Genomic DNA, 23746 nt, shown 5'->3' with positions numbered 1-23746 from the left:
GGCCGGAGGTGAGCTGCGCGGCCACGGTCAGTACACGTCCCGGACGTAACGCTTCTCCGCTGCCAGTTGTTTGACGTACGCCGTCGCCTCGTCCTCGGTGAGTCCGCCGTGCACGGCCGCGATGTCCCGCAGGGCGCGGTCGACGTCCTTGGCCATCCGGGAGGCGTCGCCGCAGACGTAGAAGTGGGCGCCGTCCTGGAGCCAGGACCACAGGTGCGGGCCGTGCTCGCGCATCCGGTCCTGGACGTAGACCTTGGCGCGCTGGTCGCGGGAGAAGGCGGTGTCGAGGCGGCTCAGGGTGCCCTCCGCGCGCAGCGCCGTGAGCTCCTCCTCGTAGTAGAAGTCGGTGGCCCGGTGCTGTTCGCCGAAGAAGAGCCAGTTGGGTGCCCGGTGACCGCGGGCCCGGCGCTCCTCCAGGAAGCCGAGGAAGGGCGCCACGCCGGTGCCGGGGCCGACCATCACCATGGGGGTCGCCGGGTCGGCGGGCGGCTTGAAGTGCGGGGAGCGCTGGACGTGCACCGGGACCGGTGTGCCGGGCTCGGCGTCGGCGAGGAACGGGGAGCAGACTCCCTGCCGGGGCGTGCCGCGCAGGTTCTCGTAGCGGACCACGGAGACGGTGAGCGAGACCTGGCGGGGGTCGGTCAGCGGGCTGGAGGAGATGGAGTACAGCCGCGGTTGCAGCCTGCCGAGGACGCCCGCCCAGTCCCCGGCACCGGCCCTGATCCCGAACTCGGCGACGACGTCGACCGCCTGCCGCCCCCAGGACCACTTGGCCAGCTCGTCCTTGTTGTCGGGGCGCAGCAGTTTCCGCAGCTCGCGCGGGTCACGGGCGCGGTCGGCGACGAAGCGCAACAGGCCGGGGGTGATCCGGGTGATGTCAAGGTGCCGCAGCAGCGCTTCGGAGAGGGGTGTTTCGCCGACCCCGTCGATCTCCACGGCGGTCGCGGCGTCGAGTCCGGTGACGTCCAGCCACTCCTGCACGAGGGCGGCCGAGTTGCGGGGCCGCACGCTCAGCGCGTCGCCCGCCTCGTACCCGAGCGGGGTCGCGCTGTCGCCGATGTCGAAGGTGAACCTGCGGACCTCCTTCCCGGCGCCGGGCAGGCTGAGCAGCCGGTTGCCGACGAGGCGGGCGGCGGCGGGGGCGGGGCGCCGGGACCCGGCCGGCGCGGACGGGGCGCCACCCGCGGGCGCGGAGGAAGACGTGGGCGTGGGGGACGACGTGGGCGCGTCCTTGAGTGCCGTGAGCACCTGGTCGAGCCAGGCCTCCGCCTGCGGCTCGTAGTCGGGTTCGCAGTCGGTGCGCGGGGCGAGCCGGACTGCGCCGAGTTCGTCCATCCGGCGGTCCAGGCGTCGTCCGTGCCCGCAGAAGTCGTCGTAGCTGGAGTCACCGAAGGCCAGGACGGCGAACCGGCGTCCGGTGAGGCGGCCGGCGTCGAGGGCGGCCAGGCCGTCCCAGAAGCCGGCGCCGTTGTCGGGGGCGTCGCCGTCGCCGAAGGTACTGGTGATCAGCAGCAGGTCCGCGCCGCTCGGCAGGGCGGCCGGGTCGGCCTCGTCCATGGCGACGAGGGAGGCGGTGTGGCCGCGGGAGGTGAGCCGCTCGGCGGTGGTCGCGGCGAAGTCCTCGGCGTTGCCGGTCTGCGAGGCCCACAGGATCACCACCTGGCGGGTGGCCGGTGCGGGCGCCGGGTCGGCGGGCGCCGGCGAGCGGGAGTACATGCCGGCGAGGGTGCCGTTGACCCACAGGGCGTGCTCGGGGCTGAAGGGCGCGTCGGGCGGCAGCACGGGGACGCCGGGGGAGCCCACCGGGATGCCCGCGAGGAATCCGGCCAGGTAGTGCCGTTCGGTCTCGGTGAGGACCGGCGGCGGGGCGGGGGCCAGCCCGAAGACCGAGGCGGCGGCGGGCGGTACGGCCGTGGGCGCGAGGACGGTGGCGGGGGTCCGCTCGGTGCCCGGCGCCTGCACGGTCACCGGGGTGGACACCTTGGTCAGCGAGACCGCGCACACCTTCAACTCGGGCTGGAAGGACAGCGGGTCGACGGCGTCGCTGGTCACCGCGTTGACGCTGAGGTACTCGCCGAACAGGTCGTTCCAGTGGAAGGGCGCGAAGCAGGAGCCGGGCCGCACCCGGTCGGTGACGACCGCCGGCAGCACCGCCCGGCCGCGCCGCGAGGCCACCTCGACGGAGTCGCCTCCGGCGATGCCGAGGGCGCTCGCGTCCGCGGGGTGGATCTCCACGAAGGGGCCCGGGTCGAGCTTGTTCAGCTTGGCCACCTTCGCGGTCTTGGTGAGCGTGTGCCACTGGTGCTGGAGCCGTCCGGTGTTCAGGACGAACGGGTAGTCGTCGTCGGGCATCTCGGCGGGTGCCAGGTGCGGGCGGGCGTGGAAGACGGCGCGACCGGAGGCGGTGGGGAAGGTGAGGGACCCGTCGGCGGCGACGTACCGGACGGGGTTGCGGTCGGGGCCGCCGGGGGCGGCGGGCCACTGGACGGGGCCCGCGCGGAGCCGGTCGTAGGTCACGCCCCGCAGGTCGTAGCCGGTCCCCGGGTTGTGGAAGCGCTTGATCTCCTCGAAGATCTCCTCCGCGCTGTCGTAGCGGAAGCCGTCCTCGTAGCCCATCGCACGGGCGACCGCCGCGATCAGCCGCCAGTCGGCGACGGCCTCCCCCGGGGGGTCGGCGGCGGGCCGGGCGAGGGTGAGGTTGCGTTCGCTGTTGACGAGGACGCCCTCGGTCTCCGTCCACAGGGCGCCGGGCAGGACCACGTCGGCGTAGGCGTTGGTCTCGGTGTCGGCGAAGACGTCCTGGGTGACGACGAACTCGGCGGCCTCCAGGCCCTCGATGACGGTCCTGCGGTTGCCGACGGAGGCGACCGGGTTGGTGCAGATGATCCAGCAGGCCTTGATCTCGCCGTCGGCCGTCTTCCGGAACATGTCGACGGTGCCCCTGCCGACGCCGTCGGCGCGGATCGTGCCGGGTTCGAGGCCCCAGACCTCCTCGACGAAGGCGCGGTCGGCGTCCACCAGGACCGACCGCTGGCCGGGCAGCCCGGGGCCCATGTACCCCATCTCCCGGCCGCCCATGGCGTTGGGCTGCCCGGTCAGCGAGAACGGGCCGCTGCCCGGACGGCAGATCTTCCCGGTCGCGAGGTGCAGGTTGATCAGGGCGTTGGTGTTCCAGGTGCCGTGCGTGGACTGGTTGAGCCCCATGGTCCAGCAGCTGGTCCACTCCCCCGCCTCGCCGATCAGCCGGGCCGCCGTGCGCAGGTCGGCCTCCGGGACGCCGGTGATCTCGGCGACGGCGGCGGGCGGGTAGTCGGCCAGGAACTCCGGCATCGCCTCCCAGCCCTCGGTGTACGCGGCGACGAAGTCCGGGTCGGTGTGCCCGTTCGCGTGCAGGAGGTGCAGCAGGCCGTTCAGGAGGGCGAGGTCGGTGCCGGGTCTGACCTGGAGGAAGAGGTCGGCCTTGGCGGCGGTGGCGGTGCGGCGCGGGTCGACGACGATCAGCTTCGCGCCCGCCTTCACCCGGTCCATCAGCCGCAGGAAGAGGACGGGGTGGCAGTCGGCCATGTTGGAGCCGATGACCAGGAAGACGTCCGCCCTGTCGAGGTCCTCGTACGAGCCGGGCGGGCCGTCGGCGCCGAGGGAGAGCTTGTAGCCGGTGCCCGCGCTCGCCATGCACAGCCGGGAGTTCGACTCGATGTTGTTGGTGCGCAGATAACCCTTGGTGAGCTTGTTCGCGAGGTACTGCGCTTCGAGGCTCAGCTGCCCCGAGACGTAGAGGGCGACCGCGTCCGGGCCGTGCTCGTCGACGATCGCGCGCAGCCGCCGCGCGGTCTCGGCGACCGCCGCGTCCACGGCGGTGGGCACGGCCTCCTCGCCCCGCTCGGGCCGCAGCAGGGCGGTGGTCAGCCGGCCGGGCGCGGCGAGCATGTCGGCGGTGGTGGCGCCCTTGGTGCACAGCCGCCCGAGGTTCGCGGGGTGCTCCTTGTCCCCGGACGCCTTGAGGACGGTACGGCGGCCGTCCGGGCCCCGGCCGACGTCCAGGACGATGCCGCAGCCCACCCCGCAGTACGAGCAGACCGTCCGCACCCGGTCGGTGCCGGTGCTGCGCGAGTCCGGCGCGGCCACGGGCGCCCCCTGTTCCTGCTGGTCGGCCTCTTCGGTTTCGGGCTCGACCGTAGGGACCGCCGGTTACGCGGGCGTCACCGCTCCCGATCGACGGGGGTTAAGCCCGCCGCACACACCCCTGTACGACGATGTGAGCGGACCCGTACGAGATGCGCCTCCCGGCGACCTGATGGACGATGAGGGCGGCCGTGGGAGGGGGTAGGCGAGGAGGACCGGGTGGACAGGGACACCTCCTCACGACGAGCGGCCACCGGCACCGCGCCGGCCGCCTCCCCGGCACCGGCCGCGCCGCCCTCCGGTATCGCCTACGTCGACATGCTGCGCGGCATCGTCGAGGACTCCGGCGCCGGTTTCGCCGTCCTCGACACCGAACTGCGCTACCTGTACGTCAATCCGCACATGGCGCGGATGACGGGGCTGCCCGCCGCCGCCTACCTCGGGCACCGGCTGTCCGAGGTGCTGCCGCACATCCAGCGCTCCGAGCAGGTGCTGCGGGACGTCCTGCGCGACGGACGGCCGCGCGAGATGATCGTCACCGGTCGGACCTGGGTGGACTCGCCGTACCAGGTCCGGGAGTGGCGCTGTGTGTACCACCGGCTCGTGGACAGCACGGGCCGGGTGGTGGGGGTCGCCGGGGTGGGCCTGGAGATCAGTGAGCCGCAGCAGTACGTGTACGAGCTGGAGCGCGCCCACCGGCGGCTGGCACTGCTGGACGCCGCCGCGTCCCGGATCGGCACCGGCACCGATGTCGCCGGGACCTGCCGGGAGCTGGCCGAGTTCGTCGTACCTGAGCTGGCGGACGCGGCCGGGGTGGAGCTGACCCCGCCGGACACCGTGGCGGCACGGCGGACACCGACCCGGCTCGTGGCGTACGCCACGCGTCCCGGGCTGGCCATGGGCCTGGCCGCGCTGGACGCGCGTGGTGAGCTGGTCGGCTGGCCGCGCGGCACCGGCACCCGGCGGAACCTGGCGGCGGGCCGCGTGTGGCGGCGCAACGCGATCACCGGGGCGCAGTGGCGGTCGCTGGTCCCGCGCTGGCCGCCCGCCCTGGCCTGCCTGGCCGCGGGCGTCCACTCGGTGCTGCTGGCACCGGTGGTCGCGGACGGCCGGGTGCTCGGCATCCTGCTGCTCGCCCGGGCCGGGGAGTCGGCGCCGTTCTCGAACGAGGACGCCACGGTGGCCCGCGAACTCGCCGCACGCGCGGCCCGCGCCCTGGACCGGGCGGTCCGCTTCCAGCGCGAGCACACCATGGCCCTGGAGCTGCAACGCGCCCTGCTCTCCGAGCCGGGCCAGTTGCAGCGGCACGCCGGTGTGGAGACGACCGCGCGCTACCGGCCGGCCGACGACGGTTCGCTGATCGGCGGTGACTGGTACGACGTCGTGGCGCTGCCAGGCGGCCGGACGATGCTGGTCATCGGTGACGTGATGGGCCACGGCGTGGACGCGGCGGTGGCCATGAGCCACTACCGTTCGACGCTGCGCGCCCTGGCCCTGGCGGGGCTCGCGCCGCGCCACATCCTCCAGCACGCGGACCGCATGGTCGCCGACTCCGGCTTCGAACGGGTGGCCACCTGCTTCCTGGCGCTCGGTGACGCGGACGTCGCCACGCTCACCTACGCGAGCGCCGGGCACCTGCCGCCGGCCTGGCTCACCCCCGAGGGCACGATGCAGCTGGTGCCGGTGCCGGTCGGCCCGCCGCTGGGCAGCGGGCTCGGCCGGTACGAGCAGCGGGTCACCCCGGAGCGCGGAGGTGTGCTGCTGCTGTACACCGACGGGCTGGTGGAGCGGCGCGGGGAGGACATCGACCGCGGTCTGGCGCGGCTGACGACGCTGCCGTTGTCCCCCACCGATCCGCTGGACGAGATCGTCGACACCGTCCTGACCCGCCTCGCCGCCGGTTCGGAGGACGACATCGCGCTGCTCGCGGCCCGCGCCGTTCGCACGTGATCCCGCTCATTCGTAGGTGAGCGCTCAGTCGTGGGTGAGCACCATGCGGAAGCGCGCGGCCCCGCTGAGCATCTTCCGGTAGGCCTCGTCCGCCTGCTCCAGCGGTACGGTCTCGGTCGTCGGGCGGATCCCGTGCAGGGCGCTGAACTCCATGGTGTCCTGCACGTCCTGCGCCGTGCCGGAGGGGTGGCCGCGGACCACCCGGCCGGGCATGATCAGGTGGAACGGGGTGATGCCGAGGGGCTCGGGGTCGGCGCCGATCACCACCAGTTCACCGCGCGGTGCCAGCCCGTCCACGGCCGCCGAGATGGCCTGGGAGTTGCCGGCGGTGGCGAGGACGACCTTGGCGGCGCCGAGCGACCGGAGGGCCTCCGCGACGGAGGTCCCGGCCGTGGAGTCGACGTAGTGGTGGGCGCCTAGCTGCTTGGCGAGGTCGGCCTTCTCGGGGCCGCGGGCGACGGCCACCGTCTCGAAGCCCATGGCCACCGCGTACTTCACGCCGAGGTGGCCGAGCCCGCCGAGGCCGACGACGGCGACCAGGTCACCGGGTTCGGCGGGGCTGCGCCTGAGACCGTTGAAGGTGGTCACGCCCGCGCAGGCCATGGGTCCGGCGTCGGCCGCGGTCAGCCCGTCGGGGATCCGGGCCAGGGCGTCGACCGGCGCGACCACCTTCGCGCCGAAGCCGCCGTCGTAGGCCCAGCCGGGCGTCTTCATGGTCTCGCACACGACGAAGTCGCCCTGCCGGCAGGGCTTGCAGTGGCCGCAGCTGCCGCCGAACCAGCCGACCGCCACCCGGTCGCCGACGGCCCAGCCCCAGTCCTCGATGCCCTCGCCGATCTCCTCGATCCGCCCGGCGATCTCGTGCCCGGGCACCACGGGGAAGGTGATGCCCGGGACGACCGCGTTCACGAAGAGGGTGTCGCTGTGGCAGATGCCGCAGGCCTCCACCGCGATGCGCACGTGGCGCGGTCCCGGCCGGGGCACCTCCCGCTCGGCGATCTCGAACGACCCGCCCGCGGCGGACACCTGCGCGACTCGGTAGGTACTCATGACGCCTCTCCCGGAGCGGGTACGACGGAAACGGTGCGACCCCCCTCCCCCAGCACACCAGCTCCGGGCCGATCACGCGCGCCGAGCCGTGATCACGAGGTGATGCCCTGGTACTGGTCCCAGGTGTAGGCGAGGTCGGGTGCGGCGGGCCGGCCCGGCCAGGAGAAGTAGTCCCAGACGAGTTCGGCGGGGTTGGTGGCGAGGTAGCCCCGGCCGGGCAGGTCGTCGGCGTCGTCCCAGGCCCACGGCGGGTTGGCCGCGTCGGTGTCGCAGGCGCCGTTGGCCGGGCCGAGGACCCCGCCCGCGCCGCACTTGGCGCCGTAGGGGTCGGGCCCGGCGTCGCCGGCGAAGTTGTCCGGGGTCGCGAACAGCGTGGTGAGGCCGCGGTCGGCCCACATGCCGCCGGGGGCGAAGATGTCGGTCAGCGTGTACTGGACGTCCCGGTCGTTCGAGCCGGACGGCACCTCGGCGGTGGTGCCGGGGTAGTAGACGATGCCGTCGCCGTTCGCGTACTGGTCGCGTTCCCTGGACAGGTAGCCCTCGGCCCAGGTCGCGTGCGTGTTGGGCTGCTGGGTGATGAACGGCCGTCCGTGGCCGTCGTCGTGCGGGTCGCCCTGGAGCTTCAGGGTGCCGTCGACGCTCTCCTGTCCGCTGGTGAAGTCGCCGCCGGCGGGCACCCAGGAGTAGAAGTTGCTGTGCGCGACGGTGATCGCGGCCTTCAACTGCCCGTGGGCGGAGCCGTCGTGGGCGATCACCTCCAGCACGCCCTCGGAGTCGTTCTCGTGCTCGGTGAGGTCCTCCTGGTAGTTGTCGATGACGCCGTCCGACCAGTCGCGCGGGTGGAAGTACATGTACAGCAGGTACGAGAAGGACGGGGTCCGGACGACTGAGTAGTAGACGTGCGCGGCGAGCGGGAACCGGCCGGTGTTCTCCCAGTTGTCGCGGCCGTCGAGGTCGCCGTCGTAGTCGTAGGACGTGAGGTAGTCGGACTTGCCGCCGAGCGCGGTCTCGCCGGTGGAGTCGACGTCCTGGAAGGTGACCGGGGCCCACCATCGGGCGAGGGCCGCGCGGTCGGCGGCGGCGTCCGCGTGGGCGGGGACCGGGCGGGTGAGGGCCGCGGCGCACAGGGCGGCCAGGACGGCGGTCAGGGCGAGGGATCTGCGTCGGGTCAGGGGCATCCGAGAACGCTGCGGGCGGCTGGTGGCCACGGTTCCTCCGGAAGCGGCGAAGGGAACCGGCACGTCGGTGAAGTCGACCTGCCGGTAGGGCAGTTGACGCTGTGGGCCGGTGGGGCGAGTGGTGCCGCGGGCACGATACAGCGCGCCGTCGACGCGGTGGCAGGGGCCGACGAGAGTCACGTACATGAACATTGCGCACATGTATGTTCGGGGCCGGAGCCGGCATGCAAGACTCCCTCGACTCCCCCGCACGTCCGTCCAGTCGGAGAGGAAGCCCCCATGCGCATGTCCCGAAGGGCCCTGCTGGCGACCGCGGGCGGCGCCGCGGCCTGCGCGTCGGCACCCGGACCCGCCCAGGCGCTCGACGACGGGGTGCCGGTGGCCACCCGGCGGGAGCTGCGCGCGGCCGCCGACTACGCGGTGGACAAGGTGCGTTCCGTCGCCCCCCGGGTGACCGCGTTCCCGGTCGGGACCAGGTTCGAGAAGTGGGTGTACTCCCAGAACGGCGACTGGGTCGGCGGCTTCTGGCCCGGCGTCCTGTGGCTGACCTGGCTGCACAGCGGGGACACCGCCCTGCGCACCCTCGCCCTGGAATCGGCCGCGGGACTCGCCCCCCGCCGCTACGACACCGGCACCCACGACCTGGGTTTCCTCTTCACACCCTCCTGGGTCACCGCCTGGCGGCTGACCGGCGACACCTCCTGGCGGGACGGCGCCGTGCAGGCCGCACGCTCACTGCTGCGGCGCTACAACCCCCGGGGCCGCTTCCTGCGCGCCTGGGGCGCGCTCGACACCCCCGACAACGCGGGACGCATGATCATCGACACCATGATGAACCTCGACCTGCTCGTCTTCGCCGGCCGGGAGACCGGCGAGCAGGCCTTCCTGGACGCGGCCGTGGGACACGCGCACACCACCCGGCGCCTGTTCCCGCGCCCGGACGGATCCCTCCCGCACGTCTACGACCTGGACCCGGCCACCGGCGTCCCCATCGGCCCGAACACGGTCCAGGGCTACAGCCCCACGTCGGCCTGGGCCCGCGGCCAGGCGTGGGGCGTCTACGGCTTCACCACCATGTACCGGCGCACCGGCGACGCCGCGTTCCTCGCCACCGCACGCCGGCTCGCCGACTACGCGGTGCGGGCGCTCGGCCCGGACCACGTCCCCGTCTGGGACTACCGGGCCCCGCAGCAGCCGTACGACGTCAAGGACGCCTCCGCCGGGGCCGTGACGGCCTGCGGGCTGCTCGACCTGGCCGCCGCCACCGGCCACCGCCCCTACCGCACCACCGCCCTGCGGATCCTGGGCGCGCTGTGCCGGACCTGCCTCACCACCCGCTCCACGCGCGCCGAGGCCGTGGTGGCCCGCTGCACCCGCAACCGCCCCGCCGAGGACGGCGTCGAGATCTCCCTCCCCTACGCCGACTACTACCTCCTCGAGGCGATCCTGCGCGTCCTGCGCCCCCGCGACCTGGACCGGGCGATCGACCTGTCGACGGTCTGACACGCCCGGCCGTCACCCGCGCCAGATCTTCCGGTACGCCTCCCGGTAGCCCGCCGGGTCCCAGGTGGTCGCCCCGTGCGAGTCGGCCGCGGTGGCGATGTGCACCGGGGCCGCGTATCCGCTGGGCCGGGCGTGCGAGAAGGCGCGGTTGAACTCGTCCACGATCTGCCAGCCCTGCTGGGTCAGCGGCTCCGGGACGGTGGCGGACTGGTACTGGCCGCTGTTGACGCGCTGGAAGGCCGACGGATCGCCGTCCCCCGCCCCGATGTTGTACGGCGGTCCCGCCCCCGGTGCGCCGGCCGCGCGGAGCGCGGGGGCGGCGTCCGCGAAGTAGAGGTCGTTGATGGCGACGGAGTGGGTCCAGCGGGCGCCGAACCGGGACAGGAGCGAGGCGGCCTCGCGCGGGGTCCGGATGCTCGCGTCCGGGATGGGGATGTTCTCGTACGCGAGGACGTGCACGCCCGCGCAGGTGGCGAGTTCCGACGCGATCAGCCGGGACTTGGTGCGGGCGAACGGGATGGAGTCGTCGGTGAAGATCACGGCACCGGCCCGCCCGCGCGAGTTCTGGATGATCCACCGGGCGCTGATCCGGGCGACGTCCTGGACGTGTGTGGTGACGTTGGTGAAGAGCGGGGGCCGTCGGCTGGGGCCGGGGGCGGCGACGGCGTGCCAGCCGACCAGCGGGATGTGCTGGGCGACGGCCCGGGCGACCTGCTGCGAGGTGGTGCCGGGGTCGAAGCCGCCGATGACGATGCCGGAGGGCCTGAGCGCGACCGCCTGGCCCATCGCCGCCTGGATGCCGGCCGGGGTGCCGCCGCCGTCGATCACCCGGACGTTCCAGCCGACGATCCGCGCCGCCTCCCGGACGCCCTGCTCGGCCCCGGCGACCCCGGGGTTGGTCATGGTCTGGGCCACGTAGACGAGGGACCTGCCGGTCACCGCGCGCGGCCCGGTGGTGGGGCCGTTCCAGGGGACGTCGGTGTGTTCCGCGCGCGCGACGGCGGTGCGGGCGGCCTCGTAGGCGGCGGGGCAGCCGTTCGGACCGGTGGCCGACTCCTCCGGGACGTGCCGCGCCGGCCCGTGTGCACAGCCCGTGAGCAGGCCGGCGGCCGCCAGCAGGGCGCCCGCGCACCGGGCGAACCGGCCGGGCCGGCTCCTGGGCCGCCCTTCCGGGGCCGGGGTGGCGGCGCGCGGCGTGCCGCGGCTCATTCGGCGCCGCCCTCCGCCGGCTCCGGCGGGCCGGGCGCCAGGCCGGTGCCGGCGCGCAGACGGCGCCGGGACGCGTAGCCGGCCAGGCCCACGGCGATCAGCAGGGTGCCGCCGTAGAAGAGGGGCACGGTCCAGAAGTCGGCGCCCAGCTGGCCGATGCCGGTGAGGCCGACGGCGAGCACCGCGACGGCGACGACCGTGCCGAGCACGTTCGGGCGGCCGGGCCGGATCGCCGTCGAGCCGAGGAGGGCCCCGGTGAAGGCGGGCAGCAGGTAGTCGAGGCCGACGCTGGGGTTGCCCTGTTGCTGCTGGGCGGCGAGCAGCACCCCGGCCAGGCCGACTAGCAGTCCCGCCGCGGTGAACGCGTACACCGTGCAGGTGCGGGTCCGGACGCCGACCAGTTCGGCCGCGCGCGGGTTGGAGCCGACGACGTACAGGTACCGGCCGAGCGGCAGCCGCTCCAGCACCAGCCAGAGGACGGCGGCGAGGGCGAGGACGTAGAAGGCGGGGACCGGCAGGCCGAGGAACCGGGCGTCGTAGAGGTCGGTGAAGGCGGGCGGCAGGCCCTGGGGGCCCGGCACGATCCGGCTGCCGCCGGTGACCCACCCGGTGATCGCGTACATCATGCTGCCGGTGCCGAGCGTGGCGATGAAGGAGTCGATCCGTCCGAACTCCACGACGACCCCGTTGAGGACCCCGGCGGCGGCGCCGCCCACGACCACGGCGAGGCAGGCGAGCGGCCAGGGCCAGCCCTCGTCGACGATCAGCTTCAGCACCAGGACGTGGGCGAGGCCGAGGCCGTAGCCGAGGGAGAGGTCGAACGAGCCGGTGACGACGGGGACCGTGGCGGCGAGGGCGAGGACGGCCGGGATGGACTGGGTGGACAGGATCGAGTCGGCGGTGTCGAGGGTGGGGAAGGTCCGGGGCAGCGCGAGCGAGAAGACCAGGACGAGCAGGACGGTGAGGGCCGGCAGGCCGTACGAGCCGATCAGGTGGCCGGCGGGGCGGGGCGCGCGGCCGGTCATGGGCCGCCCCCGGGTGCGGACGGCGGCACGGCCGAGGCGGCCCGGGTGAGCGCCTCGGCGGTGAGGGCGGCGCCACCGGGCTCGGCCGTCACCGAGCCGCGGACCAGGACCAGGGCCCGCCCGCAGACGTCGGCGACCTCGTCGAAGTCGGTGGAGACGAGCAGGATCGCGAGCCCCCGGGCGAGGGCGTCGTCGAGGAGCCGGTGGATGGCGTCCTTCGCGCCGACGTCGACGCTCGCGGTGGGCTCCTCCAGGATCAGCAGCCGGGGCCCCGCCCGCAGCCAGCGGCCGATCATGACCTTCTGCTGGTTGCCGCCGGAGAGGGTGGCGACGGGCGCCTCGGGGTCGCGGGGGCGCACCGCGAGTGCCCTGATCAGGGCGGCGGCCTCGGCCCGTTCCCGGCGGGGGCCGATCCGGGCGAGCGCCGGGACGCCGTCGGCGCGGGGGTTGGCGAGCAGGTTCTCGCGCACGGTCAGCTGCGGGAGCAGGCCCTCGCGGAGGCGGTCGCCGGGGACCAGGCCGACCCCGCGGGCGACGGCGTCGGCGACCGTGCGGGGACGGTAGGACCGGCCGTCGAGCGTGGCCGTGCCGCCGAGGACGGGCAGGGCGCCCGCGAGCGCACGGCCGAGTTCGGCGTGCCCGGCACCGGAGAGACCGACGAGGCCCACGGACTCGCCTGCCCGCAGTGTCAGGCTCACCGGGCCCGTGCCGGTGGTGCGGAAGCCGTCGAGGCTGAGGACGACCGCACCCGGCGCACCCCCGGCAGCCGCGGGACGCCTGCCGGGGGGCTGTTCGCCGAGGATGTCGTGGACGAGCCGGGCGGTCCCGTACCCGGCGAGCCGGCCGTGGCTGACCAGCCGGCCGTCGCGCAGCACGGCGAAGCTGTCGGCGACCTGGTGGACCTCGTCGAGGCGGTGGCTGACGTAGAGGATCGCGCGGCCCTGGTCGCGCAGGTCGTGCAGGACCTGGAAGAGCCGGGCGCAGTCGGCGGCCGGCAGGCGGGCGGTGGGCTCGTCCAGGACGATGAGCCGCGCGTCGGCCGCGAGGGCCCGGGCGAGGGCCACCAGGGAGCGCTCGGCGGGGGCGAGCCCGGCGAGGGGCTCGGCGGGGTCGAGGTGGGCGGCGACGGTCCGCAGGGCCTCGGCACAGCGCTCGCGGGTGCGGCGCCAGGAGATCAGGCCGGCGCGGCGTGGATATCCGCCGACCAGGGCGACGTTCTCGGCGACCGTCATCCAGTCGACGAGTCCCAGGTCCTGGTGGATGAAGGACATCGCGCGGGTGGCGGCACGGCTGCCGAGGGGCTCTCCGGCGACGGTGATCCGGCCCGCGTCCGGACGGTGGACGCCGGCGAGCACCTTGATGAGCGTGGACTTCCCGGCGCCGTTGGGTCCGAGCAGGGCGAGGACGCTGCCGGCGTGGACGTCGAGGTCGACGCCGTCCAGTGCGAGGGTGCCGCCGAACCGTTTGACGAGCCCGCGGACGGCGACCACGGGTTCCGGCGCGACGGGGCGAGCCGCGTCCTGACCGGGAGCGTCACACACGGTAGAAAATTACATCAATCCGTACGATACCGGGCTGCCGTCTTCCGCTCACACGCCGTCGAGTCCGCATTCGGCCCAGATGACCTTGCCCTGGGACAGGTGCCGGGTGCCCCAGGCCCGGGCGAGCTGGGCGACCAGGAACAGGCCGCGGCCGCCCTCGTCGGTGCTGGCCGCGCGGCGCAGGTGCGGTGCGGTGTTGCTGGTGTCGACGACCTCGCAGATCACGGTGCGGTGGTGCAGCAGCCGTACCCGGATGGGGCCGGTGCCGTGCCGGATGGCGTTGGTGACCAGTTCGCTCAGGATCAGCTCCATGGCGAACGCGGTGTCGTCCAGGCCCCATTCGGTGAGCTTGCCGAGGGCTGCGGCGCGGACCTCGCCGACCAGGGCCGGGTCGGGGGCCAGTTCCCAGGTGGCGATCCGGTCGGCGGCCAGCGCGTGGGTGCGGACCACCAGCAGGGCGATGTCGTCGCAGGGGTGGGCGGGTGCCACCCGGTCCAGGATGGCCCGGCAGGTCTCCTCGGGCGTGCGCTCCGGGTGACCGGCCAGGGCGCCGCGCAGCTGTTCGAGTACGGCGTCCACGTCGCGACGGCGGTCCTCGATGAGGCCGTCGGTGTAGAGGACCAGCTGACTGTCCTCCGGCAGGTCGACCTCGACGGCGTCGAAGGGCAGCCCGCCGAGACCGAGCGGGGGTCCCGCGGGCAGGTCGGGGTAGCGGACGCTGCCGTCGGGGCTGACCAGCGCGGGCGGCGGGTGACCGGCGCGGGCCATGACGCAGCGTTGCGCGGTGGGGTCGTAGACGACGTACAGGCAGGTCGCGCCGATGATGCCGGAGCCCTCGCCGTCGGGGTCGTCGCGGTCCAGGCGGCCGACCAGGTTGTCCAGGTGGGTGAGCACCTCGTCCGGCGGGAAGTCCAGTTCGGCGAAGCTGCGGGCGGCGGTGCGCAGCCGGCCCATGGTGGCCGCCGACAGCATGCCGTGTCCCACGACGTCACCGACGAGCAGGCCGATCCGGGTGCCGGACAGCGGGATGACGTCGTACCAGTCGCCGCCCACGTCCGACTCGGCGGGCAGGTAGCGGTGGGCGATCTCCACGGCGTCCTGGTCGGGCAGCCCGTGCGGGAGCAGTCGGCGCTGGAGCGCGAGGACCATCGAACGTTCGTGGGTGTACCGGCGGGCGTTGTCGATGGAGAGGGCGGCCCTGCTGGCCAGCTCCCGTGCCAGCGAGCGGTCGTCGTCGCCGAAGGGGGCGGAGCCCCGGCCGCGGTAGAAGCTGGCGACGCCCAGGACGACGCCGCGGGCCACCAGCGGTACCGCGATGAGCGAGTGCACCTCGGCGAGCAGCCGTTCGGTGTGCTCGGGATCCTGTGCGAGCCAGCCTGCGGCGGCCTGGAGGTCGGGCTCCAGCTCGGCCCGGCCGTTGCTGAGGCAGCGCAGCTGGGGGGTGGCGGGACCGAAGTCGATCCGCTTGCCGACCGGGGTGAAGGGCAGTCCGTCCCGGACGCCGTGCACCACCGTCCGGCGCAGGTCGCCGAGCGGGTCGTCGGCCTCCTCGCCGCGCAGTACCGCGTCGGGCAGGTCGACGGTCACATGGTCCGCGAGCCTCGGTACGGCCGTCAGCGCCATCTCCTCGGCGGTACGGCGGACGTCGAGCGTCGTCCCGATCCGCGTGCTGGCCTCGGACAACAACTCCAGCCTGCGGCGCGCTGCCAGCGCGTAGGCGCCGACCTCGGGCTCACCGACGAGGACGAGCCGCCGCGGGGCACCGGGAGGTTCGGCACCCGGAACGCCGGCACCGGTGCGGGCGTCACCTTCAGCGGCCACGCCGGTACGGGCAGCACCCGCGGGACCCGGCCCGGTCGACAGCGGCGGGGCCCCGGGGCGCAGGCCCGACCGCGACGGGACGGCGACGGAGGCCTCGGCGGGAGTCCCGGACGGGGCAGCGCCGGTGCCCTCGGCGGGAGTCCCGGACGAGCCGACGACCGCAGCCTCCGCGGGAGAGCCGGACCGGCCGACGACCGAAACCTCGACCGGGGCGCCGGACTGGGCCGCTACCCCAGCCCCCGCAGGAGAGCCGGACCGGCCGACGACCGAAACCTCGGCGGAGGCATCGGGCTGAGCCGCTACCCCGGCCACCGCAGGAGAGCCGGACCGGCCGACGACCGAAACCTCGGCGGAGGCATCGGGCTGGGCCGCTACCCCAGCCACCGCAGGAGAGCCGGACCGGCCGACGACCGAAACCTCGACCGGGGCGCCGGACTGGGCCGCTACCCCAGCCCCCGCAGGAGAGCCGGACCGGCCCGCGGCCGAAGCCTCGACCGGGGCGGCGACCCCAGCCGCCGCGGGAGAGCCGGACGGGGCGGCACCGCAACCCTCGACGGGAGTCCCGCACGGGGCGGCGCCCCCAGCCCCCGCGGGAGACACGGACCGGCCGGCGGCCGAAGCCTCGGTCGGGGCGCCGGGCGGGGCAGGGGGGTGGGCGAGGAGGAGGGCGGGGGAACGGTCCCGGGACCTGGCCGGGTTCGTGCGGGTCGCAGCGCCGGGCCTTCCCGTCGGCACCGCGTGACCTGCGCCGGCACGCAGCACACCGGCCGTGAGGGCGCCCCCCGGTGCGTCGAGCCCGTCCCCCGCCACGGCCCCGAAGGCCGCGTCCACCGCGTCCACCCTCACGTGATGACGCGAGACGTCCAGGGGCGCCCTCGCGCAGAGGCCCGGCAGCAGCATCTCCACGGCGAGGCCCTGTACCCCGGAGGCCCCGGTCACCCGGCGGCTGACGAGCGTGACGCGGCGGCCGTCGGAGAGGGAGACACCCGTGGCCGCGTACCGCCCGCGGGAGATGAGCTCGGCCGCCTTCTCCATGAGGATGGCCCGGTCACCGGGGCGCAGGTCCAGGACCCCTTCGTCCGCGGCGAGCCCCGGGGAGAGGCCGGCCGCGGCCTCGTACGCCCTGAGCAGGACCCGTTCGCGGGCCGAGCTCTGCCGCAGCAGCCCGCCCTCCACGGCCCGTACCGCCCGGCGGATGACGTCGCCCAGGAACGGGCTCTCGGCGCTGCGGTGGTAGCCGAAGCACAGCACGCCCTCCAGGCGCCCGCTCAGCGGGTCCCGGACGGGCGCGGCGATACAGGCGTTGCCCTGGGCGCGTTCCGCGAAGTGTTCGGCACCGAAGACCCGGACGAGGCCGCGCTCGGCGAGCGCGAGCCCGATCCCGTTGGTGCCGGCGAACCGTTCGGCGAAGACGAAGCCGGGCTCCACCTGGATCGCGGGCAGGCTGCGGGGCAGCGCCGGGTCGCCGAAGCGGCGCAGCAGGACGGTGCCGCTCGCGTCGGCGAGCGAGATGTTGATCTGGCTGCCCGCGAACCGGGCCTGGAGCCGGTCGAGCACGGGAACCGCGGCCCGCACGAGCGGCCCGCCGGGGTCGAAGTCCTCGTGGAAGGGCAGGTCGGCCCGGTCGGGCGAGAGACCGAGGGACCGGCAGCGCAGCCAGGAGCCCAGGATCGGCGCCCGTACCCCGCTGTCGACCTGCTCGCCCTGCAGGAACCGCTCACGGAAACGCACGGGACCCGCATCACCTGTCGGCCGCCTGGCCGGAACTGGTTGCCCGCCGGACCGCATCACTCTGCGCCTCGCTCACTGTCGCAAGTATCAGCTTTTCGCAAAGAAAGCGACATAAACGACAATACGTACATCGGCCGCTAGAGTCATCGTCTGCCAGATCCCGCTCACCCACGGCCGGATCCCGCCCGCCCCCGGCCCGCGCCGGTCACAGGACCGCGACCGGGTTGACCGGCGACCCCGTCCCGCCCGGGATGTCCAGCGGCGCCACGACCAGCATGAAGGTGTACCGGCCCGCCTCGGCGGCAGCGACGGACAGCGCTTCCAGGTCGAGGTTGTCGAGCAGCGGCACCCCCAGCGCGGCCACCGCCAGGGCGTGCACGGGCGAGTGCACCCCGGGCACGGGCGAGGGCCGCACGTCGCTGTCGCCGTCCCCGCCGAGCAGCGCGATGCCCCGTTCCGCCAGCAGCGGCAGCGCGTCCACGTGGAAACCCGCGCTCGACGCCGCCGAGTCCCAGGCGCCGCGTTCCCGGCGGCGCCTGGCGTGGCCGGAGCGCAACAGGACGGCGTCGCCTTCGCCGACGGTCACGCCGAGCGCCCGCTCGGCCGTGAGGACGTCGGTCGCACGGACCGCCCGCCCCGGTTCCAGCCAGTCGACGCCGAGGACGGCGGGCATGTCGAGCAGCACGCCCGTCGTGACGAGCGGCCCGAGCGCCGACACCGCGCCGAAGCGGGCGCCGCCGGCGTCGACGTGGTCGCGGGCGCGCCGGCCGTCGTACAGCTCCCCGCGGTACGCCACGTGGCTGAGGGCGTCGAGATGGGTGACGCCCTTGCCGTGGTAGTCGGCGGCGACGAAGTCCTTGTGGGTGGCCGGCTCCGGGCTCTCCACGTCGCCGAGGTCCGTCATGTGGTGCAGGGCCGGCGTGGGGTTGTCCGGTCCGGAGCGGGTGTTCCACGGCAGCGCCGTCGGCACGACCGTCCCGGACCGCACCAGGGCAGCGGCCCGCCGGGCGTGTCCCGCGGTCACCCGGTTGAAGGCTCCCCGGTCGGCACGCTGCCAGCGCCCCCAGGTCCGGAGCGCCGTGAACAACGCGTCGAACTCCTCCCGGGGGACGACCGGCCCGCCGATCTCAGAGGTCATCCGCTTCCGTCCCTTGCACGCCGAGAACCCCAGGCTGACACCGGGAGCCCGCCCCGGCCACTCGCACGGGTGCGCGGCAGGTACCGACCGGACTGTCCCGGACATGACCAACAGTGTGCGGATTCCGCCCCTTCGGCGTGTCCGGCGTCAGTAGGGTGCGCTTGGAGGCAACTTCTGTTGCCTGTTGTCTGCGCCCCCTCACCCGCCCGTCGGTGGAGCGACACGCCGAGAAGAAAGGTTCAGCCAGGTGAACTTCAAGGTCCAGCCCACCGCCCAGGTCGACGACAGGGCCACGGTCGGCGACGGAACGACGGTCTGGGATCTGGCCCAGATCCGGGAGGACGCGAGGCTGGGCAGCGGCTGCATCGTGGGCCGGGGCGCCTACGTCGGTCCGGGCGTGCGGATCGGCGACAACGTCAAGTTGCAGAACTACGCGCTCGTCTACGAACCCGCGGTGCTCGGCGACGGGGTGTTCGTGGGCCCGGCCGCGGTCCTCACCAACGACTACTTCCCGCGTTCGGTTGACCCCCGGGGCCGGCTCAAGCGCGGGGGCGACTGGGAGGCCGTGGCCGTGGTGGTGGCCGAGGGGGCGTCGCTGGGGGCCCGTTCGGTGTGTGTGGCGCCGGTGCGGGTGGGCCGCTGGGCGCTGGTGGCGGCGGGGGCGGTGGTGACCCGGGACGTGCCGGACTTCGCGCTCGTGGCCGGGGTTCCGGCGCGCAGGATCGGCTGGGTGGGCCGGGCCGGCGTCCGACTGGTCGAGCGGGACGCGGAGCCGGGCGTCTGGGAGTGTCCCGAGACCGGCGCGCTGCACGACGAGAAGGACGGCGAGCTCACCGAACGCGCATGACAGCTGTTTTCAGCTGTTTCCCGCAAAACGCAATTCCTCGAACATCTAGCGGCATAACATGTGCGCGAACTGTGCAGACAAAGCACAATGAGCGCACAAACCATAAGTGCCCAGGGGGGGTTACTACGTGGTGGGGACAGCTACGCCTCCAACCGGGAGCGACGACCGTCCTGACGGCTGACCACTGACGTCCGCCTTCTTCGTCCCGCCCGGCCGGCTGTGCCGAGGCGTACTCAAGCATGCGCATAAAGGACCCACAGGGGGGTTGGTGTGCCCAGATCATGACCACGACACGCCTGGCAGCGCTCGAACTCGCGGATCCGCCGCTGTTCGCGCTCGCCCAACGGCTGCTCACCGTTGCCGAGTCGGGGCTGCCGTCGATGCTGCTGCCGGGCGGTGAGGCCTTCGCCTTCACCATGGCCGGCCACCGGGCCCCCGACGGCCGCTGGACGCTGGAGCGGCGCGGGATCAGCACCCGGTACGCGGCGATCACCGTGCTCGGTGCCCAGTACCTGCCCGAGGACCGCCAGCGCGCGGTGCTCGGCGGCCGTACCGCCCAGGAGTTCGCCGGGCTGCTGGTGGAGTCGCTGCCCGCGGTGACCAACCTGGGCGACTCCGCGCTCATCGCCTGGGCCGCCGCGGAGACCGGGCACCCCAAACTGTCCGACGCCCTGGCCCGGGTCGAGGCGCTGGACGACGCGGACCGTCCGCAGTACACCGTCGAGGCCGCCTGGGTGCTGTCCGCCCTCGCGGCGGCGCGGGACACGGTCGATGTGGAGAGACGTTTCAGCGCAGCTCGCGACCGGCTGCTGCGGGCCCGGATCGGTGACAGCCCGCTCTTTCCGCACGCCACCGGACCCGGCCTGCTGCCCTGGTACCGGGCCCACGTCTGCTGCTTCGCCGACCAGACGTACCCGTTGCAGGCCCTGGCCCGCGCCCACGCCAGCGGCGACGGGGACGGCGATCCCCAGGCGCTGGCCGCGGCGGACGCCTGCGCGGCGCGCATCTGTGAGCTGCAGGGCGACGGCGGGCAGTGGTGGTGGCACTACGACGCGCGCACCGGCGGTGTGGTGGAGGGCTACCCGGTCTACAGCGTCCACCAGCACGCGATGGCGCCGACGGCCCTGTTCGACCTGGCCGACGCGGGCGGCTCCGACTTCGGCGCGGCGATCCGCAGCGGCCTGCGCTGGATGGCGGACGTTCCCGAACTGGCCGGCTCCGGGCACCGGGAACCGATGATCCTGGACGAACTCGGCGCCACCTGGCGCAAGGTCTACCGGGGAGACCCGAGGAAGGCCGTGCGGGCGGCCCGGGGCCTGTCCACCCGCATCGCCCCGGGCCTTCGTCTGAAGGCCCTGGACCGGGTGTACCGGCCGGTCGCCGTGGACCGTGAATGCCGGCCGTACGAATTCGGCTGGATGCTCTACGCCTGGCAGGGGGGCCGGATATGAGCGAGCGAAGAACGCTGTTCGGGGTCGAGCTCGACCCGCTGACGATGGACGAGACCGTGGCGCGCTGCCTGGCGGCGGTCCGGGACGGCGCCCAGCTGGAGATCGGCGTGGTGAACGCCGCGAAGCTGGTCAATATGCGGCGGGACGAACGGCTCGCCAGGGCCGTGGCCGGCTGTGACCTGGTGCTGGCCGACGGACAGGCCGTGGTCTGGGCCGGCCGGGTGCTGCGCGCCCCGCTGCCGGAGCGGGTGGCGGGGATCGACCTGTTCCTGCGGCTGCTGGCGGAGGCGGAGGCCGCGGGCCTCTCGGTGTACTTCCTCGGCGCGCGTCAGGAGGTGCTGGAGCGGATGCTGCTCCAGGTGGCCGGCCGCTTCCCCGGCCTGAAGGTGGCCGGCAGCCGCAACGGCTACTTCGACGACTCCGAGCAGGAGGAGATAGCGGACGCGATCGCCCGCAGCGGCGGCCAGTTGCTGTTCCTCGGCATGACCTCGCCGAAGAAGGAGATCTTCACCGCCGGGTACGGCGCCCGCACCGGCGCCCGCGTGGTGCACGGCGTGGGCGGCTCCTTCGACATCCTGGCCGGGGTCACCAAGCGGGCCCCGCGGTCCTGGCAGCGGCTGGGCATGGAATGGCTCTACCGCGCGCTCCAGGAGCCGCGCCGGCTGGGCCGCCGCTACCTCACCACCAATGTGGCCTTCCTCCTCATGACGGCGCGCGAGCGGTTCCGCCCCGCCCCGCCGGCCGCTCCCGCGAACAGGAGTCACTGATGCGTGTCGTCGTGGTCGGACAGGGATACGTCGGCCTCCCGCTGGCCGTCCGGGCCGCCGAGGTCGGCCACGAGGTGATCGGCTACGACGTCGACACCCGGCGGATCAAGAGTCTCGCCGCCGGTGAGTCCTTCGTCGAGGACGTCTCCTCCGAGCGGATCCGGGCGGCCCTGGACAACGGCACCTACCGCCCGAGCGACGCGGCCCGGGACTGCGGCGGTTTCGACATCGCCGTGGTGACCGTGCCGACCCCGCTGCACGAGGGCACCCCCGACCTGCGCTACATCAGGGAGTCGGCGGTCACCCTCGCCCGCTATCTGCGCCCCGGCGCCACGGTCGTCCTGGAGTCGACCACCTACCCCGGCACCACCCAGGAGCTGTTCGCGCCGATCCTGGAGGAGGGGTCGGGCCTGACCGCGGGCTCCGACTTCCATCTGGGGTACAGCCCCGAGCGGATCGACCCGGGCAACACGGTGTGGGGCTTCAAGGAGACCCCGAAGGTGGTCTCCGGCGTCAACGAGGCCTCTCTGAAGGCCGTTCAGGGCTTCTACGCGCAACTCGTCGACACCACCGTGCCGGTGGGCTCGCCCAAGGAGGCGGAGCTCGCCAAGCTCCTGGAGAACACCTTCCGGCACGTGAACATCGCGCTCGTCAACGAGATCGCGATGTTCGCGCACCATCTGGACATCGACGTCTGGCAGGCCATCGACGCCGCCTCGACCAAGCCCTTCGGCTTCATGAAGTTCACGCCGGGGCCGGGTGTGGGCGGGCACTGCCTGCCGATCGACCCCTCGTACCTGTCCTGGCGGGTGCAGCGCGAACTCGGCCAGAGCTTCCGGTTCGTGGAGCTGGCCAACGACATCAACGGCCACATGCCCGAGTACGTGACACGGCGCATCAGCGAGCTGTTCAACGACAGGCGCCGCTCGGTGAACGGCTCGCGCATCCTGCTGCTGGGCCTCGCGTACAAGAAGAACACCGGCGACGCCCGCGAGTCGCCCGCGCTGCGCATCTCCCAGCTGCTGCTGGACATGGGCGCGCAGGTCAGGGCGGCCGACCCGCACGTGGTGGAGAGCCTGCCGGTGGACAGCCGGCTGGTGCGGGTCGAACCGACCCAGCGGGAGCTGGCCGACGCAGACGTGGTGGTGCTGCTCACCGACCACGACGGCTTCGACTACGAACTCGTCGCCGAACACGCCCCCTTCGTCCTGGACTGCCGCCGCAGGCTGCCGTCCGGCCCCACCATCGAGGTGCTCTGAACCATGCGAGTCGTCTGTGTGGCCGGGGCCCGCCCCAACTACATGAAGATCAAACCGGTGATGGACGCCCTGGAGGCCCGGGGCGCCGAGGTGCTCCTCGTCCACACCGGCCAGCACTACGACCCGGCGATGAACGACGTGTTCTTCGCCGACCTCGGCATCCGGCCGCCCGACCGCTTCCTCGGCGTCGGCTCCGGCAGCCACGCCGAGCAGACGGGCCGGGTGATGACCGCGTTCGAGCCGCTGCTCGCCGAGGTGGCCCCGGACGTCGTCGTGGTGGTCGGCGACATCAACTCCACGCTGGCCTGCGCCCTGGTCACCGCCAAGGCCGGGCCGCTGCTGGCCCATGTCGAGGCGGGGCTGCGCAGCCGTGACTGGAGCATGCCGGAGGAGGTCAACCGGGTCGCCACCGACCGGGTCAGCGACTACCTGCTGGCGCCCTCCCCCGACGCCGTCGGCAACCTGCGCGCCGAGGGCTACCGGGAGGACCAGATCCACCTGGTCGGCAACGTCATGATCGACACGCTCCTCGCCAACCTGGAGCGGGCCCGCGCCTCGGACGTCCTGGACCGGTTCGGGCTGGCCGAAGGCGGGTTCGGCCTGGTCACCCTGCACCGGCCGGCCAACGTGGACGACCCGGAGGTCCTGACGGGGCTGCTGAAGGCCCTGGGAGAGATCGCCGGCCGCCTGCCGCTGGTGCTGCCCGTGCACCCGCGGGCGGCCGGCCGGCTGGCCGAGATCGGCGTGCCGGGGGGAGTGCGGCTCGTACCTCCCGCCGGGTACCTGGACTTCATCGCGCTGCAGGACGCCGCGCGGGTCGTCCTCACCGATTCGGGCGGGGTGCAGGAGGAGACCACCGCGCTGGGCGTGCCGTGCGTGACGCTGCGGGACAACACCGAGCGGCCCATCACCGTCGAGCAGGGCACCAACGTGCTGGCCGGCCGGGATCCCGCGCGGATCACGGCCACCGTGCACGCGGTGCTGGACGCGCCGCCCGCGCCGCGCCGGCCCGACCTGTGGGACGGCCGTGCGAGCGACCGTATCGCCGAGGTGCTGCTGACCGGGGGCACCGCCAACTCCCGTGCGAGACCGACCGATCGGCCCCGACCCAAGGATCGAACGTTCCCCATATGATCCGCTTGCAACATATGCTC

At 73.9% G+C, this 23746-nt stretch carries 15 protein-coding genes; 7 read left to right on the top strand and 8 right to left on the bottom strand.

What is annotated here, in order from left to right; genetic code table 11:
- Window positions 1–27: 27 nt before the first annotated feature.
- Window positions 28–4125 carry a bifunctional nitrate reductase/sulfite reductase flavoprotein subunit alpha gene (locus tag AB0G52_RS16730; RefSeq protein WP_361337038.1) on the bottom strand — a complete coding sequence of 1366 codons (4098 nt, stop codon included), beginning with the start codon at window positions 4123–4125 and terminating at the stop codon, window positions 28–30.
- Window positions 4126–4341: 216 nt separating this feature from the next.
- On the opposite strand from AB0G52_RS16730, the gene AB0G52_RS16725 reads away from it, so the two are divergent.
- Complete coding sequence (locus AB0G52_RS16725; RefSeq protein WP_132888052.1) at window positions 4342–6072, top strand: SpoIIE family protein phosphatase; 1731 nt, start codon at window positions 4342–4344, stop codon at window positions 6070–6072.
- Window positions 6073–6096: 24 nt separating this feature from the next.
- Here the strand turns inward: AB0G52_RS16725 and AB0G52_RS16720 are convergent, their stop codons facing one another.
- A complete protein-coding gene (locus tag AB0G52_RS16720) occupies window positions 6097–7122 on the bottom strand; it encodes an alcohol dehydrogenase catalytic domain-containing protein (protein ID WP_361337036.1) in 1026 nt (341 codons plus the stop codon).
- Between the two features lie 92 nt (window positions 7123–7214).
- Entirely contained in the window at window positions 7215–8492 is a 1278-nt protein-coding gene (locus AB0G52_RS16715) for a hypothetical protein (RefSeq protein ID WP_361337034.1), read from the bottom strand.
- Window positions 8493–8579: 87 nt separating this feature from the next.
- Between AB0G52_RS16715 and AB0G52_RS16710 the strand changes: the two genes are divergently transcribed.
- Entirely contained in the window at window positions 8580–9803 is a 1224-nt protein-coding gene (locus AB0G52_RS16710) for a glucuronyl hydrolase (protein ID WP_361337032.1), read from the top strand.
- A gap of 12 nt (window positions 9804–9815) precedes the next feature.
- On the opposite strand, the gene AB0G52_RS16705 is transcribed toward AB0G52_RS16710, so the two are convergent.
- From AB0G52_RS16705 to AB0G52_RS16685, 5 genes are all read right to left on the bottom strand, one after another.
- Window positions 9816–11012 (bottom strand): substrate-binding domain-containing protein, encoded by a 1197-nt coding sequence (locus AB0G52_RS16705; protein ID WP_361337030.1) that lies wholly within the window; start codon window positions 11010–11012, stop codon window positions 9816–9818.
- Entirely contained in the window at window positions 11009–12037 is a 1029-nt protein-coding gene (locus AB0G52_RS16700; RefSeq protein WP_132888048.1) for an ABC transporter permease, read from the bottom strand. The genes AB0G52_RS16705 and AB0G52_RS16700 overlap by 4 nt, the downstream gene beginning before the upstream one ends.
- A complete protein-coding gene (locus AB0G52_RS16695; protein ID WP_361337028.1) occupies window positions 12034–13578 on the bottom strand; it encodes a sugar ABC transporter ATP-binding protein in 1545 nt (514 codons plus the stop codon). Before AB0G52_RS16695 ends, AB0G52_RS16700 begins: the two co-directional genes overlap by 4 nt.
- 48 nt (window positions 13579–13626) lie before the next feature.
- Window positions 13627–17130 carry a SpoIIE family protein phosphatase gene (locus AB0G52_RS16690; RefSeq protein WP_361337026.1) on the bottom strand — a complete coding sequence of 1168 codons (3504 nt, stop codon included), beginning with the start codon at window positions 17128–17130 and terminating at the stop codon, window positions 13627–13629.
- A gap of 205 nt (window positions 17131–17335) precedes the next feature.
- A complete protein-coding gene (locus AB0G52_RS16685; RefSeq protein ID WP_361337024.1) occupies window positions 17336–18268 on the bottom strand; it encodes a cyclase family protein in 933 nt (310 codons plus the stop codon).
- Window positions 18269–18515: 247 nt separating this feature from the next.
- Between AB0G52_RS16685 and AB0G52_RS16680 the strand changes: the two genes are divergently transcribed.
- The 5 genes from AB0G52_RS16680 (at window position 18516) to wecB (ending at window position 23726) form a co-directional block, all read left to right on the top strand.
- Window positions 18516–19115 carry an acyltransferase gene (locus tag AB0G52_RS16680; protein WP_132888045.1) on the top strand — a complete coding sequence of 200 codons (600 nt, stop codon included), beginning with the start codon at window positions 18516–18518 and terminating at the stop codon, window positions 19113–19115.
- Window positions 19116–19396: 281 nt separating this feature from the next.
- A complete protein-coding gene (locus tag AB0G52_RS16675; RefSeq protein WP_132888044.1) occupies window positions 19397–20566 on the top strand; it encodes a hypothetical protein in 1170 nt (389 codons plus the stop codon).
- Window positions 20563–21333, top strand: a complete 771-nt coding sequence (locus AB0G52_RS16670) for a WecB/TagA/CpsF family glycosyltransferase (protein WP_132888043.1) — start codon at window positions 20563–20565, stop codon at window positions 21331–21333. The genes AB0G52_RS16675 and AB0G52_RS16670 overlap by 4 nt, the downstream gene beginning before the upstream one ends.
- A complete protein-coding gene (locus AB0G52_RS16665) occupies window positions 21333–22592 on the top strand; it encodes a nucleotide sugar dehydrogenase (protein WP_132888042.1) in 1260 nt (419 codons plus the stop codon). The genes AB0G52_RS16670 and AB0G52_RS16665 overlap by 1 nt, the downstream gene beginning before the upstream one ends.
- A 3-nt stretch (window positions 22593–22595) precedes the next feature.
- Complete coding sequence (gene wecB, locus AB0G52_RS16660; RefSeq protein ID WP_132888041.1) at window positions 22596–23726, top strand: UDP-N-acetylglucosamine 2-epimerase (non-hydrolyzing); 1131 nt, start codon at window positions 22596–22598, stop codon at window positions 23724–23726.
- Window positions 23727–23746: the final 20 nt, after the last annotated feature.

Origin of the sequence: Streptomyces sp. NPDC021562, assembly GCF_040640875.1 — a bacterium.
Lineage (GTDB): Bacteria > Actinomycetota > Actinomycetes > Streptomycetales > Streptomycetaceae > Streptomyces.
The sequence above is the reverse complement of the archived record's forward strand: the minus strand, read 5'-3'. Positions and strand labels throughout refer to the sequence as shown.

Coding starts and splice junctions, on each gene's coding strand:
- AB0G52_RS16720 (WP_361337036.1), bottom strand. CDS start 7,122: ATGAGTACCTACCGAGTCGCGCAGGTGTCCGCCGCGGGCGGGTCGTTC.
- AB0G52_RS16715 (WP_361337034.1), bottom strand. CDS start 8,492: ATGTTCATGTACGTGACTCTCGTCGGCCCCTGCCACCGCGTCGACGGC.
- AB0G52_RS16710 (WP_361337032.1), top strand. CDS start 8,580: ATGCGCATGTCCCGAAGGGCCCTGCTGGCGACCGCGGGCGGCGCCGCG.
- AB0G52_RS16705 (WP_361337030.1), bottom strand. CDS start 11,012: ATGAGCCGCGGCACGCCGCGCGCCGCCACCCCGGCCCCGGAAGGGCGG.
- AB0G52_RS16700 (WP_132888048.1), bottom strand. CDS start 12,037: ATGACCGGCCGCGCGCCCCGCCCCGCCGGCCACCTGATCGGCTCGTAC.
- AB0G52_RS16685 (WP_361337024.1), bottom strand. CDS start 18,268: ATGACCTCTGAGATCGGCGGGCCGGTCGTCCCCCGGGAGGAGTTCGAC.
- AB0G52_RS16675 (WP_132888044.1), top strand. CDS start 19,397: ATGACCACGACACGCCTGGCAGCGCTCGAACTCGCGGATCCGCCGCTG.
- AB0G52_RS16670 (WP_132888043.1), top strand. CDS start 20,563: ATGAGCGAGCGAAGAACGCTGTTCGGGGTCGAGCTCGACCCGCTGACG.
- AB0G52_RS16665 (WP_132888042.1), top strand. CDS start 21,333: ATGCGTGTCGTCGTGGTCGGACAGGGATACGTCGGCCTCCCGCTGGCC.
- wecB (WP_132888041.1), top strand. CDS start 22,596: ATGCGAGTCGTCTGTGTGGCCGGGGCCCGCCCCAACTACATGAAGATC.